Consider the following 15664-nt stretch of genomic DNA (forward strand, 5'->3'; position numbering starts at 1 on the left):
AGGGTCAAGTTTCTCACCATCCCGGGGGATTTGATAATGCTAACTGTCCGGAATGTGTGCAGAATTTTGCACACCTGGCAGATATGAGGATTTTAAGTTGCCTCTTCTGATGGCTGTCTGGTACATTTTGCATTTAATATTGAATAGTTAGATTTCCTGTTGAATTGTCCGGATCTTTTTCCCGGTGTCTCCTGTTGGTTGTTGCGACATGGCGTTGTCACTTTTTTGTAAATCCGGTTGGTGGTGGCTGGGCGGCCTTTTGCTGCTTGGGCTCTTCGGTTGTGGGGGAGCCGGCAGCAGCAGTGATCAACCGGCGGCAACGGCGGTGCCGACTCAACTGGTGGCCGGGTTTGTCGAGGATGGGCCGATTGTTGATGCCAAGGTTTCTTTGCTCGACCCTGTCACCGGGGAAACGGCCCGCCGTTGTTGGACCAGCGGTGTCGGACGTTGCGAAGCAACGACTGATGACCGCGGCCACTTCCGGATGCAACTGGCATTGGATGTAGATCCCGATGGCTACCGGCTGGTTTCCACCGGTGGTCGTGACCATGCAACGGGTATCAGCTTTGAAGAGGATGGACTCGGGTTCAGTGCGCCCCTGAGTGCCTTTATCGGCACGCGTGAGCGCCTTGTTCTTTCACCGCTGACGACTTTGTTGGACCGTTTGGTTCAGGGAGGCAGCTCTTTAGATCAGGCACTGCAACAGCTGACGGCCTGGGCGGGCCTTTCGTATCCAGGGCCGTTGTTGGCCCAGCCTCCCCCCTATATCGTTCTGGAACGCAACCTGCTGCTGGTAGAGTTGTGGCGACTGATGCGGGAAAATGGAGGGGGTGATCCGTGGAATGTGCTTGGGCAGCATGTTCTGTCCGGACAGCCCCTTTTCAGTTCCGGAATTTTGAATCAGCAGGAGCTTGCCGGATTACTGGACAGTCCGACGGTTACCCCGCAACGGCTGACTGAACAGACGATCCTTCTTATGGATTTAAGCAGGCAGTTGGAAGCGGAGAACAGTGCTGATTCAGCTTTCGCAAGAGTCAACCGAGCCTTAGTGGCCGATCTTCTTGGTCGTGAGCTTGATACCTTTTTCACCACCAAGGATGCGGCAGTCTTTGATTCTGCCGATGCCGCATATCAGGCCAATCGTAAGCAGGTATTCTCTGCTATTTCAGATGCCGTCAATGGGGCTGTTCCGCTCTGGAACTGGATTCCGCAAAAAATTCTGCAGCATGTTTTGTTTAAATATCACCCCAATAATCAATCGCTAACCGAGTTTGCAGCTTTTCAGCAAACTGATCCGGCTCTTTTTGCAGCTGGTCTGGTGCGGGTTGCCGACGGTCAGACAATTTCCTTAATGACTGATTCGCGGATCGCCGAAATTGCTTCTGGTCAGCCTCAGCACAGGGTTTCTCAACCACTTGCCGTTACCGAACTGCTGCTACCTGGGGATAATCTGAGCAGGGTTGGCTACTATTACAACTCGGATATTTCCCATCTTTCACGTGTCGATGATCTGGCCCGGGCGGTTCTGGATGACCAGTTAAGTGATGAACTGCTGGTCAAGCTGGTTAAGGGGACTGCGAAGAGCGGCATGGTCCAGGGATGGGTTGGCGACGAGCTTTTTCCGACCGATCTGTCCCGGTTGATTGAAAATCGCATTAATGGTTCCGAATTTCGTGGTAAGGCCTATGTCGAACAGGCCAATGTTGCAAGCGATTGGGGCTTGTTTGCCGATGCCCTGGAAGCCCTGGACAGAGCGGAAAACTATTTTTACGTCGTACTGAACGCAAAGGGGACGGTCTTCTTTGCCGATTCCGACGCCGAGAATTACCGGGAGCTTGCGGTAGGTTATCTGAATGCCGGTAATTTTTCGGCCGCCGACAGGGTGTTGACTTATCTGCACCAGTCGATTGCCCGGCCTATAGGGACGCGCAATGCTTATGCACAGGTCTTTTCGGCTGGCATGAAGCTGGCTGACCGGGCAATTGATCAGGGCGACCTTGCATCGGCCCGGTCGGTTATCGATCGATTACGGCAGATTGCCATGGAAACCCCGGCTGACTTTTCCAGAACTGGGACGGCCAGTTATAAGTCACGGGTGTTTCATCTGGTGGAAACGGCTCGCAGGTATGCGGCAATCGGTGTCGGGCAGGAGGTTCTTGACCTCTACTACGGCCCAGGGATGGTAGCCGAGCTGCGTACCGATGACGGGCTGCAGAGCGGGGATGGTACGTTCAAGAACAAGACCGGAAGCTATACCAAGGCTTACATGGATGAAATGGCCCAGGCCCTGTACCAGGCCGGTGATGTCAGCGGTGCGTTCAGCCTGCTCGACAGCCTGTCGGCAAGCAGCAGGGCCAAGGGCTATAAATCTCTGGCGGCGTTCATCGCCCTGCACGAAGAAGAGCAGGGCGGTTTGTTGTCTCCTCACCCCGTAGAGCCACCCGACAGCGAGATGAACGCTCTCGACCTGGTGTATTACAAAGTGCCGACGGATCTGTTCAATCCGACCCAGAAGGAAGCTCAGATCGATGCTCTGACTTATTTTGTCAGGAGTCGTACTGTACCCTTTATGGCCCTCAGTCTGATTGATGCTGGATACAACCTGGTCGCGGCAGACGTTTTGGTCCAGGCGGTTGATCTGGTTAGGCAACTCAAGGACAATCAGGCCAAGCCGTTCAACTTGGGTAGTTCGAAAATCGATTTCGGCTTTGCCAAAATAGCCGATCTCTATGTCGATATCGGTCGGGATCAGGAGGCCAGGTTGCTGTTGGAAGAAGCGGAAGCTCAGGTTCTTCCCAATATGACGGATGCGGGTCAGATCAACCAGTCTCTGGTCCGAATGGCCGATGTTTATCTGCGTATGGGGGATGCCACTGCGGCGGAAAATCTGCTGTCCCGAGCCTCAGCCAGCTTGTCCCTCGATTCCTACAAAGTGCTTATCGATGCTCTGTTCCGGATCCATTCCGGAGTCATTGCCGGATTCGTTGCCGACTACGTTACTCTTGCCGACCAGATTTTGACGGATGTGAACCTGACAGACAAGGAACTTGCTTCGATCGAGAAGCATTTGATTTATGCCGCAAGTTTTTACAGTGCACTTGGTGAACAGGGCGCAGCTGTCGCCGTCTTGGATCGGGCCCGGCTTGTTGCGGATCGGGTGACGGTTGACAATGAGCATATCAACCGTTTGATCGATTGGGTTGCCGGCTATGCGAAAATCGATGATTACTCCGGAGCCCTGAAGGCCGTTCGGGCGATTGAACAGGAAGGTTTCCGGGTCAGTCGGAACAAAGCCCTGTTGGCTATTGGCGAGGTTTATGCGGCCAGGGATGATTTCCCCAAGATAGATACTGCGGGTGTTGATATCGACCGGGACGGGCAGCCCGACTTTTTTAATCCCCTGGCCACTGCGGAGGAAATCCAGAACTCCGGTCTGATCACGGACGATGATATGGACGGCGACGGTGTTCCCGATGCCCAGGATGCCCGGCCAATGTATTTTGACAACGCCCGATAAGCGTAACTGATTCATTCCGGGAGAGGAATTTTTATTCCGATTGCCTGCCTTGAAATATATAAAATTCCTCAATCATTGCTTTTCACTCCTGCTCTGTGTCGGCTTTTTTTTACCGCCGGAACTCTTTGCTGAAGATCCTTCTAGTACGCCGGTGGTGTTGCCACCAGTGACGATCATTGACAGTCTTGATATTCAGGCCAAAGGATCATCGACCTTGACCAGGGGGATCATTGATCGTCTGCCGAGGGGGAATGGTTCAATTAACGAAGTCTTGGATATCCTGCCTGATGTGCAGTTCAGTGAGGGGGCACTCTCTTCCAAGACCGGTGGCGAGATCACCCCTCCAGACATCTCCATCTCAGGCGGCAAGGTGTTTCAGAACTATTTCGCCATTGATGGAGTCGATAATAACAACTTGATTGACCCCATGGCCCGCAACCCGAATGAGATCACTGATGTTCCCGGACATCCTCAGCAACTTTTTATCGACACCGGCCTGATAGAGGAATTGAATGTTTATGACAGTAACATTCCCGCTCGCTACGGAGACTTTACCGGTGGGGTGGTAGACGCCCGCCTGCGCAATCCGGGGAGAGAACCACGTGCCCGCCTTTCTTGGCGTCACACGCAGGATACCTGGACCAAATTCCATATTCAGGATGAAGATCGTTACAACTTTGAGAAATCCGGAGATGCTTCTCGGCAGCCACATTTTCGAAAGGACCACGTTGGCGTTGGACTGGATATTCCCGTTAATGACCAATTGGGGTTTCTGCTTGATGTTCAGCATATCCGCTCTGATATCCCTTTGTTGCACTTGGGGAGGGAAGAGACTCAATCTCGACGCAATAGCAATCTGTTCGCCCGCATGGTCTATGATCGCAGCGCAGATGATTATATAGACCTTTCCCTGATCTATGCTCCCTACCAGGCTGATTATTTCATTCGGGATACAGAAAACAGCGCTTTTAATATTGACGGTGGGGGGGCACGTATCGATGCGGGGTATCACCGCTTCTGGGACACGGGTGAATTTCACCTGAAGTTTTTCGGGCGCCAGGGGGAAAGCAGGCGGGATGCTCCCCTGTATTTCCGTAATTGGTTGACCAGTTCGAGCAAGCCATGGGGATCGATCATTGGTTCATCCACAAGCCGGGAAGGGGGCTTCGGTGATATTGACCAGACTCAGGACAGTTTGGGTATCGACGCGGAAACAACTCTGTCTCTGGACGGAGTTGGCGACATCAGACAGGAGATCAACAGCGGAATTCATTATCAGTGGCATCGCGGTGCCTATGATCGTCCCGGGACCACTTATCTGTTCAATGAAGCGATCAAGTCTTCCGATGTGATCTGTACGGACGATCTGATCGGATGTATTGATGAAGAGCAATATTTCTCCAGACGGAGTGTCTACCGAGCCAGTTCTCTGGATGAAAGTATTCAGGAAGCAGCTTTTTTTGTCGATGACAGGCTGACGTTTGGAAACCTCAGTGTGCGTCCCGGTCTTCGTCTCTCGTACGACAACTATCTTGAAAACCTGAATCCGGCCCCTCGGTTGGCCGTGGAGTGGGATATTCTGGGTAACGGGAAAACGGTTCTGATCGGTGGTCTGAATCGTTACTACGGGCGGAGTTTTTTGGCATTCAAGTTGCGCGAAGCCAAGCTGCCGGTGATCAGTCAGTATCGACCCAAGCGGAATAATGCCGTTGGCGCCGGCAGTCTGGCTCCGGGGGAGCCGGTCAGCCCGACTGACCCTGGCCTATGGGAACTGTATCCCTCCACGTTACAGAGTGTGGCCAGGTTTTCCAGCCTAGATACGCCCTACAGTGACGAGGCGGTTCTCGGTGTTGATCAGAGCCTGTTTGGGGGGCGTCTCAGCCTGAAGTATGTCAGACGACGCGGGAAGGACGAATTTGCCCGACAGTACGGTCCGGTTCAGGATGACGGTTTACGTTATTACACCATGAACAACAATGGCCGTAGTGAACACGACAGTGTGCGAACGAGTTGGGAACGGGCTTGGGAGAAACAATATCTGCTCCTGACCTGGACCTGGCAGGAGAGCTCGAGCAGTAATGAAAACTACAATGCTTTCCTGGACGAAGAGGATTTGACTGAAAGAGTGTGGTACAAAGGGGAGATTGTTTATCGTAGCGAATTGCCACGAACGGATTTTAATCGACCTCACACAGTTGAATTATTCTATACGGCTGATTTTCCATACGGTTTTCGTTTCACAAATTTTGCCCGTTTCCTGAGCAGCTACCACAGTCTTGAAAATACCTGGGAGGAAAGGGTTGTTCCCGGTTCAAAGCAGCGTTTTGATGCCGTCAAGGGGGAATTCGTTGATGAAACGTTATATGTCTATGATGATGTTAAGCGGGGGGCTGAGGTGCTTGTCGATTGGAAGTTGAGCTGGCGAGGAGATGTGTTCGGTACTCCGGAGGTCGGACTTTATCTCGATGTCCTCAATGTTTTTAACCGCAGGGTTGAATCTGGAGTCAATTCAGGTGATTATCGGCTCGGACGACAACTCTGGGCCGGTATGGAGATGAGTTTTTAGCAGTGTTGTTCCAATAGCAGCCTGATTGCGGACCATGGGGGATGTCTCGCGTGAACTTCCACAATGCATCCATACGACAGAAACTGATTCTGGTGATCGTGCTGGTCAGTGTCGTGGTGATGCTGCTGGTCGCGGGTGCTCTGCTGGCGGTCGAGGTTGTTTCCTTTCGTCAGTCGCTGGTTGACAAAACCGCCGCGCTGGCCCAGGTGCTGGCTGTCAACAGCAGGCAGGGCCTGATGTTGAACCAGAAGTCCCAGGTGGAAGATGTTCTGGCGTCACTCGCCTCCGAGCCTCATGTCCGCGCCGCGTTTGTTTTTCGTTCCGGAAAACCGTTCGCTTATTATCTCAATGCCCACGGGTCCTTTCAGGATCGTGTTACAGCCCTGTCCTACAGCCCCTGCAAGTTGCTTGACCAGGCTCCTCGGGCAACCCGGGTCAGTTACCATTTCAGCAGTTCACATCTCGCCTATCTCCTGCCGATTTTTCTCGATCAGCAGCTGCTCGGACAGCTCTATATCCAGTTCGACCTGGGAGAGTTGAATACCCGCCTGGCCCAGTTCGGCAGTGCCCTGCTGGTCTTGCTGCTGCTGTCGGGGCTGCTGTCCGTTTTGCTTGCATCGCGCCTGCAGCGGGTGGTGACCGAGCCTCTGATCGATCTTTCGGAGGTGATGGAGCGGGTCGCCGACCGGGGAGACTTCCGGTTGCGGGCCCGGCCGCGACATCCGGATGAGATCGGTATGCTGGTTCGACGTTTCAACACCATGCTGGAACAACTGGAAGAACGTGATCGGCAGTTGCAGGGGTATCGCCAGAACCTTGAACAGCTGGTCAGGCAGCGTACCCTGGAGTTGAGCGAGACCAACGACCGGTTGCAGCGGTCGGTGGCCGACCTGGCCGAGGCGCGTGACCGTGCCGAGGCGGCGAACCGGGCCAAGTCCCGCTTTCTGGCCAATATGAGCCATGAAATACGGACTCCGATGATCGGCGTGCTGGGGATGACCGAACTGCTCTTCAATACCGGCCTCAACGAAAAGCAGCAACAGTTGGCGCAGACGGTGTTCAACTCCGGAGAGGTCTTGCTCGAAATCCTCAATGATCTGCTCGATCTTTCCAAGATCGAGGCCGGTAAACTGGTTCTGACGGAGGAAGATTTCGACCTTGGTGAGAGCCTGGAAGAAATTGTTGAACTGTTCAGCGAAACGGCAACGCGAAAAGGCCTGCATCTCGGCTGTGATCTCCCTCCCGAATTGCCGGTTCTGCTCCGTGGTGACGCCGGTCGGTTGCGGCAGATCCTGCTCAACCTGGTCGGGAACGCAGTCAAGTTCACCGAACGTGGTGGCGTGCGTATCCGGGTTACGTCTCTGGACCAGGATCCTGCTTCCGTGCGCCTGCGTTTCGAGGTTGAGGATACCGGGATCGGGATCGATCCCCTGCTGCAGAGCAGGATTTTCGACAGTTTTGCCCAGGCCAGCGAAGCGATGAACCGGAAGTTTGTCGGAACCGGCCTCGGCCTGGCCATTGTTCGGCAACTGGTCGGTCTGATGGCCGGTGAGGTTGGGGTTGAGAGTACTCCCGGGGTCGGATCGCGTTTCTGGTTTGAAATTTCGTTGCGGCGACAACCGCGGCAGTCGGTGAAAAAGAGTTTGATCACGGAACAACTGCGTGGTGGTAGGCTGCTGATCGTGGATGACGATCAGCATGCTGTCGGCATGCTGACCGACAAACTGGTCGCCTACGGTTTCGAGGTCGAGCATGCGGTCAACGGACGCCAGGCCCTGGCGATGCTGGCTGGAGCTGCTGATCCGAATCCGTTTGTCGCCGCTTTTCTCGATTCCGACATGGCCGGGCTGGGAGGTAAACGCCTGGCTGAGGCGATTTCCTCCCAGGCGCGGTTTCAGGAAACCCGGCTGGTGATGATGTGCGAGCAGGGGGATCTGTCGCTGGCAGATGATGGTTGCGGCCCGAATATCCACTGGCTCTACAAACCGATCCGGTCGGCGCAGCTGGTCACGACCCTGAACGCGTTGTTGCAGATTCAGCCGCAGCCGCCGGAAACGGTACTCTCCACGGATCCTCCCCGAATGCAGTTGCCGCCGGGATGGCAGGTTCTGCTGGTCGAGGACAATCCGACCACCCGTGATTTCGTTCAACGCATTCTTGCAGATGAAGAGGGTCGGCTGCTGATTGCCCACCAGGGCGAGGAAGCCATGGAACTGCTGGCAGAACAGCGGGTCGACCTGGTGCTGATGGATTGCCAGATGCCGATTGTCGACGGTTATGAAGCCACGCGGCGGCTGCGGCAAAAAGGTCTTTCCATCCCGATCATCGCCCTGACCGCCAACGCTTTTCCCGAAGATATTGCCGCCTGTCATGCCGCGGGGATGGATGACCATCTGTGCAAGCCCTTCCGGCGCGAGGATCTGTTGTCGGTTCTTCAGCGCTGGCTTGGCGAAGCGGATGAGACATCAGCCGTTGAGGAGGGGGGATGAAGCTGCGAGTTGTTCTGCTGGCGGCCGGTTGCGTCCTCCTGTTGTCCTCCGGCCTCTGGTTCGCCAGACCTCTTCCTGAGCAGTCACCCCTTTCGGTGCAGGCCCTGGTGTCGGTGGCGGACGCCCCGGATGGCCGGATCAGGGTTGCTTTGGCCGGGAGCGGGTTCGATCGGCAGACCCGCGTCAGCCTGTTGCCCGACATCGGCAACCGGCACATGGTGAGAGGGGAGCTCCCTTTTTCCGGAATGATCAACGGGATGGCCCGAAAGGACAATCTGTTGTTGCTGGCGGATTCTCCTGACGGATTGATTATCTGTGATATTTCTCAGCCGTCCGCACCGTCGGTTCTTGCCAGTCTGCCGCTGCCGGGGACCGAATGGAAAGTGGCGGTGGTCGGTTCGCTGGCGCTGATCACCAGCGTCGAGAGTGGTTTGCAGCTGGTGAACATAAGCGATCCTTCTTCACCGCACCTGCTCGGCACCCTGGCTTTTGATGGGCCGGTGCATGGTCTGGTCTGCCGTCGGGATAAAGCCTACATTGCGGTCGGAGAACGGGATTTTCTGATCGTCGATTTCTCAGATCCGAAATCTCCGGAGATCCTGCGCAAAGTGTCGACACCCGATCGGGTCGTCGGCCTGGCGATCAGTGGCGACCGGCTGCTGGTTGCTGATGGCCATTACGGCCTGCTGATTTTTCCGGTCAGAGAGAATGGAGATGTCGGCTCGTTCAACCACATCACGATACCGGGTCAGACCAGACAGGTTCGGGGCTGGAAGGGGGGGGCTCTGGCCATGACCCGAACCAACCTTTACTTCGTTCCCGCGGGTGGCGGCGAATCTCCCAAGGCGGTGTTCGCGACGGAACATGACGGATTCATCAGTCTTGAAGTTGGAGATGATACGGTTTATCTCGGCACCAATCATGGAGTGATGCTGGTGCGTCCCGATTCCTCCCTCCGTTCCGGTCAGCAGGGTTTTATCGCCACCACCGGAAGCGTGCGCGCGGTTGCTGCCGCCGCCGGGACGCTGTATATCGGAGATGCCCGTACCGGTCTGAAGTATCTTCCCGTGCCGGACTTTGACAAGATCCCGGTTGCTGCTGGTTTTTCCTTGTTGGGAAACCCCGCGTTTTTTACAGTGACCGGAGATCGTCTCCTGGTGGCGACACAACCCCATGGCCTGGTGACCTATCGGCTTGATGGCCGTCGGGAACCGATACTGGACGGCCAGCTTTATCAGAACTGGTCGATTGCCTGTATTGGTCGAGGGGCCGGACGATTCTTTCTCGGCAGCAACGCCGGCGAGCTGATTGTTGTAGCGCGTGTCGGCCCGCGACTCGAAGTCAGGGATCGTCTGCCCTTGCCGGGACTGCCCAGAGCGATCGTCGTCCGGGATGGTATGCTGCTGGTCGCCGATGATTTGGGCGGTATTCTCTGCTTCAGCCTGGTGGACCCGGATCATCCGCGTTCCCTAGGCGGTTTATCGACAACGGGTCGTCCGCACGGGATGGCCTTCAGTGGACGAACCCTGCTGGTCGCTGAGGGAGAAGCAGGGATCAGGACCGTCGAGATGTCTCCTGACGGCCGACTGCGATCTCTGCAGCAACAGCGAATGGACCAGAGCGTTGTGGCGCTGGCGGTGAGTGAAGACCGCGTCCTTGTTCTGCTCAGGTCAGGGCAGCTGGCCTTGTTTCGACTTCGGCCCGGGGGCCGGTTGATACCGCTCGGCGGGACCCTCGACCTGCCGCGTGTCACCGCCATAGCTGCCGGGGGCGGGTATTTTTATGTTCGTCTCGGCAACTCAGGTCTTGGTGTTCTGCGTCCGACTTCACGGGGCAGAAAGGGGGTTGAACTGATTCGGAACATTCCCCTGACCAACTCGGCGGGAGCCTTGCGGGCTGTCGGCGGAACACTGCTGGTGGCGGACGGTTCCGCCGGAGTCCGTTTTTTTTCTCTGGCTGTTCCGGCCCGACCGGAACAGGTTCAGGTTCTTCCGGTCCCGCGGGGAGCATTGGATATGCTGCTCGACAACGAGTCGCTCCTGGTTTTTAATGACAAATATTGTCTTTCTCTGCACTTGCTTGCCCGGTCTGAAAGAGCACCTGTCCTGCTCGGGGATGTCGGTCTGGGATTCGACCTGGTCGGCAATCTGGCCATTCTGGTGACCGTGGACCGGTTGCAGGTGATTGATCTGAGTACCCCGGGCTCGATGAAAGTTCTCGGCTCATTGCCCCTGCCGGCCAAGCCTGGAGGAATCAAGGTCCGCGGGGATCTTGCCTATGTCGCCTGCGGTCGAGCCGGCCTGATGGTGATTGATCTCAGCAATCCGCGCCTGCCGCTGATGGTCGGTCGATTATCGCTCGCCGGGACGGCACGCAATGTGGTTGTCGAGGGCACCTATGCGCTGGTCGCTTCCGGCAGGGAGGGGCTTGCAGTGGTCAATATCAGCCGCCCGCGAGAACCGAAACTGGTGCGTCGCCTGCAATTGGCGGCGCCGTTGAAAGATATGAGTGATTTCTATGATGTCAGAACGGATGGCCGCTATGTCTATATTGCCGACCTGGAGAATGGACTGGTTGTTGCCGCGCTGCGAAAGGATGGTACAATCCGAGCCGTTGGACATCTGCAGACCTATGGCCGTGCCCGGTCCCTGAGCCTGAGGGGAGGGCGGGTCTATATCGCCGACCTTTCCGGAGGCGTTCAGGCGATCGACGTCTCCCGTCCTTCCCGTCCGCGACTGATCGGACGTATCGTTGTGCCGGGGATGGCCAAACAGGTTCTGGTCGGGCCGGATTTTTTGTGGTTGCGGGCCGCCGGGAGCAAATTGTTCCAGCTTCCGGACGTCGTCGAAGCCGGTTCCGTCAGTCTTGCCATGCCCGGACGACTTGAAGCGGTGCTGCCTCGGCCTACGGCCGACGGTTATTATACCCTGCGTGTCTCAGGTCCCAACGGTGAACAGGAAATTCCCGGCGCGATTCATGTCGGACCGTCGCCATCCCATCGTTCAGGGGCGGGAACCAGCGAGGAAAGGCCATGAATCAACAAGATTATCAATTGCTGCTGGTGGATGACAATCCGACCAACCTGACCCTGCTTCAGGAGTTGATACAGCAGAATTTGCCCGACTGTCGTCTGCAGATTGCCTCAAACGGCCTGGATGCTCTTGAATTGGCCTTTCAGAGTCCACCGGACGGGGCCTTTATCGATATGCAGATGCCCGGGATGGACGGAATCGAAGTTTGCCGCCGGCTGAAAAGTGATCATCGCACCCATGACGTTTCGGTGGTGTTGATCACGGCGCATCAGTCGACCCCCGAGTTGAGGGCGGAAGGACTTGAGGCCGGTGCCCAGGATTTTATTTCGCAGCCGATCCGCAATGTTGAATTGCTGGCGCGGATTCGGGCTTTGCTGCGCATCAAGTCCCTTGAAAGAGAATTGCGCAGTGCCAATCGGGGATTACGCAAACAGGTGGTGCAGAAGACCGCCGCCCTGCGCTGGGTGACCGGTCTGATAAGTGCCGGAGAGGCGGTGGATGCCCGGTCCGGGTCAGAAATCCTGCAGCAGCTCGCCACCCTGCTTCAGGACGATGGCGAACTGGATTTCAGCCGTTTTCGCGGTGAACTCTTTGCACGGTTCCCTGAAAACCTGCGTCATTCTCTGCTCAAGCTCGGGTTGCTCAACGCGATTCCGGGGGGCCTGGCCGAAAAACTGGCGGATATCGAGGATATCCGGTCCGCCCTGGAATACCTGGTACGGCACAATTTTTTTGTCACCTGCCGGCGCGGGGAGGATCTGTACGTATTTCATGAACATTTTCTTGATTACCTTTCATCTCGCGCGTATCAGGAACTCGAACAGGCGGAAATAGAGCGGGTCTATCTCACCGCGGCTGATTGGCACCTCTCCCAGGAAGCCTTTGCCGAAGGTATCAACTACCTGCTGCTGGCCGGTGACAAAGACGCCGCGGAGCGGGTGACGGCGCAGATCGGTCCGATGCTTTACGGACGGGGTGATGTCTGCAGTTTAATACCGCAGATCGATGTCCTCAAGAACCTCGATGGCGGGCGTTACCCATGGCTGAGTTGTCTGTTGGGCTTGGCACTGCTGGAACACCAGCCACTGCAGGCCCGTCCTCATTTTGAAGTCGCCCTGAACAGTTTTCGACAGCGTGAAGACAACCTCGGCCAGCTTTATACCGCGGCGCAAATGGTTCATTACTGCTGTCTCGTCGATGGTGATTTCATTGCCGGAAGGTCATTTCTGGCTCTCGCCGACAGCCTGTTTTCAGCCCAGCAATCGGCAGCGGAGGATCATCTCCTGCTGCAGGTCTGCCTCTATCTGGCGTTTGGGCACCTGTTTTTCAACAGTGATTTCCAGGCCTCTGACCTTTACCTGGAGATTGCCGTTTCGAATCCCGTCCAGCAGAGCAGGCTTGAATACCAGGTGCTGATACGCATGGTAAGGGGATTTGAGCAACTCTGTCATGGCCATTGGCGCGCCACCATCCGCGAGTTTGAACTGACGTCAAGGCACCTGAACAATTCCGGCGAGGTCAATCCCTCGACGCAACTCGCCCTGCTCAAATTCCGCGCCCTGCTGCTGGAGAACATGGGAGATGTCCTCGGCAGCCGGCGGCAGAAAAATCTTGCCCGGCGGTTGGCGTCGCCGAGCGTGTTTGAACAATGCCTGGTTCAGTCGCAACTGATGCTCCTCGATGCTCAGAGCGAACTGGCTCACGGGCATTACCAGCAGGCGGATGAACTGCTGGGGGTTGCCCTTTCCCTGCCGGGTGGGCAGACTCCTCACCTGAAGAGCCAGTTGCTGCAGTTTCGTTCCTGCCTGGCGGTTTTGCTCGGCAGGAGGGAGCAGGGGCTTGAATACGGACGGTTGGCTCAGGAATCCCGACGGTTGCTGGGGGGGCCTTTCTTTGTGGTTCGAAACGAGCTTTGCCTGGGGCTGATGCGACTTGAAACGGACGACCCCTCTCTCGCCCTGGGGCATTTCGACCGTGCCGTCGCTCTGGCCGGGGAACTGGATGACCGTTTCCTGCTCTGTTCGGCTCTCGCCTACCGCGGTCTGGTCCATTACCAACAGGATGCGGCGGCAGCGGTCGAAGATTTAAGTCGCTGGGCCGAGATGATGGAACAGCAGTCCTACAGCAACCTTTATGGGTGGTATCCCGATGTCGCGGTCCGCCTGGTGAAAGCGGCTATTGAACTGGAAATCGGTGGTGAGATGCCCTTGTCTCTGGCCCGGCGTCGAACCTATGTCAGTTTTACCAGGGATGGTCGACAGCTGCCGTTGCTGCGGTTCCGGGTGCTGGGTGAATTTTCCCTTGCCGTCGGCGGTCGTACCCTGCAGTTGCGGCAGGAACTGAGTTCGGCGTTGCGGCAATTGCTCGGCATGTTGTTGACGGCGCCCAACCTGCAGTTGCGGCAGGAGGATATTCAACACCAGTTCTGGCCCGACAGCTCAGCGGACAAGGCTCGTTCCAAGTTTGATTCATTGCTGTCACGCCTTCGCAAGGCTTTCGACGGTATTCTCGACGGGGGAACAGCAAGAGATTTTTTCTACCTGCAGAAGGGGACGTTGTGCCTTGATCACAGCTGGGTTGATGCCGCCGAGTTCGAAATTCTTGTCCGGCAGGGTATCCGCCATGCCAAGCGGCGGGAGACCTGGCAGGCTGACCAGGCTTTCCGTCGCGCTCATCATCTCTGGCGGGGAGAGTTGAATCTTGCCCTGCCGCTTGATGAAAATCGTGAGTATTACCGACAGGACCTGTTGCTTCTTTTTCTTGAAAGTTCACAGGTCTGGATTGACCTGCTGCTGGATCAGAAGCTTTTCAGCGAGGCGGCCCAGGTCGGCCACAAGGCCCTGCAGTTCGACCCGATCAATGACCTCCTGGTTCGCCAGCTTTATGAAACCTACACCAGTGAGGGGAAAACGGTTCCCGCCAACCAGGTCCTGGAAAACTATGTGGCGGCACTGCGGGCAGAAGGCTACGAGGGTCGTGAAATAGATGAGGCCGTCAGCGCGCTCATGCCCTGAGTCGTCAACGGCCCGCAACGGGCCGTTGACGACTTATCCCGGGTCGGAGAACTCAAGAAACTGCTCGAATTTTTTACGTGCCTCGTTGATCGGCAGAGCCAGAGTTGTCCCCTTCTTGTCGGACTGCTGCTGCTTGCGGAAGGTGATGCCGATAACTCTTCCCTGGTTGTTGACCAGTGGTCCCCCCGAATTTCCCGGCGGCACCAGGGTATCGATGTAGATCAGCGGCAGGCCGCGGTACTTTTTAAGTGAAGCGATCGTTGCCGGGGTGATGGACAGGCCGACATCGAGCGGATAGCCGATGGCGATGACCTTGTCGCCGGGGACGCTCTTCAGGGAATCGCCCAGCGGGATGGCGCGAGCGGACTCAGCCCTGAAGGAGAGAATGGCCAGATCGAGATCCGGGTGGCGCGCGACAACCCTGGCCGGTTGCTCCTTGCCGCTGTGGAAGCGGATGCGCAGTTTGCCGGCCTTGTCGACCACGTGCAGGCTGGTCACGCCGAAACCGCGGCTGGAGATGGCAAAACCGCTGCCGGTGCCGCGTTCGGTGATGACCTTGAAAATCGAAGGACTGACCTTGCGCAGGATCTGCTGCAGGTTGAGGAATGCCTGCGGGGCGGCGGACCCGGGTCTGTGCCCGGTCTCCGTTTCCGGCAGCTTGATTCTGGTCCGGGCCAGGCGGGGGACGGGCGGCAGGCCGGGACGGGCGGTTTCGCCGGCCGGCGGCCGGTTGAGGTCGTCAGCCGCTTTTCGCCATGACCGGGAGACCAGGTCGGTTGGGACTTCGGCGAGAATCTGGCGCTTGAGATCATCGATGGCGCGCCGGGTCAGCTCGGTGATCCACTCCAGTTCCTGCGACATGTTCATGGCATCGTAGAAATCACCCGACATCTGACCTTCGGAGGTGAAGTGGTCCTGAACCAGGCGCAGCCGTTTTCCCGCCGGAGTGAAGTAGAAGGCGGTGACATTGGCCTCAGTTTTTGATTCATAGGAGCCTCTTGCAAAACTACATTCGACTCTCTGAATATATGTAGCGCAACAGCATA

At 56.6% G+C, this 15664-nt stretch carries 6 protein-coding genes; 5 read left to right on the plus strand and 1 reads right to left on the minus strand.

Features of this window, described 5'->3' with window-relative positions:
* Positions 1-208: 208 nt before the first annotated feature.
* The 5 genes from C2E25_RS12440 to C2E25_RS12465 are packed head-to-tail and all read left to right on the plus strand — an operon-like array spanning position 209 to position 14618.
* Complete coding sequence (locus C2E25_RS12440) at positions 209-3517, plus strand: hypothetical protein (protein WP_146032965.1); 3309 nt, start codon at positions 209-211, stop codon at positions 3515-3517.
* A 40-nt stretch (positions 3518-3557) separates the two neighbouring features.
* A complete protein-coding gene (locus tag C2E25_RS12450; RefSeq protein ID WP_158247253.1) occupies positions 3558-6083 on the plus strand; it encodes a TonB-dependent receptor plug domain-containing protein in 2526 nt (841 codons plus the stop codon).
* Between the two features lie 50 nt (positions 6084-6133).
* Positions 6134-8572 (plus strand): response regulator, encoded by a 2439-nt coding sequence (locus tag C2E25_RS12455; protein ID WP_158247254.1) that lies wholly within the window; start codon positions 6134-6136, stop codon positions 8570-8572.
* Positions 8569-11607: a hypothetical protein gene (locus C2E25_RS12460; protein WP_103116059.1), complete on the plus strand. Its 3039-nt coding sequence runs from the start codon at positions 8569-8571 to the stop codon at positions 11605-11607. The genes C2E25_RS12455 and C2E25_RS12460 overlap by 4 nt, the downstream gene beginning before the upstream one ends.
* Entirely contained in the window at positions 11604-14618 is a 3015-nt protein-coding gene (locus C2E25_RS12465) for a response regulator (protein ID WP_103116060.1), read from the plus strand. The genes C2E25_RS12460 and C2E25_RS12465 overlap by 4 nt, the downstream gene beginning before the upstream one ends.
* 33 nt (positions 14619-14651) lie before the next feature.
* On the opposite strand, the gene C2E25_RS12470 is transcribed toward C2E25_RS12465, so the two are convergent.
* Positions 14652-15664, minus strand: a 1013-nt coding sequence (locus C2E25_RS12470; protein WP_146032967.1) for a S1C family serine protease, incomplete at its 5' end; no start/stop codon positions are given.

Origin of the sequence: Geothermobacter hydrogeniphilus (assembly GCF_002898515.1) — a bacterium.
Taxonomy (GTDB): Bacteria; Desulfobacterota; Desulfuromonadia; order Desulfuromonadales; family Geothermobacteraceae; genus Geothermobacter_A.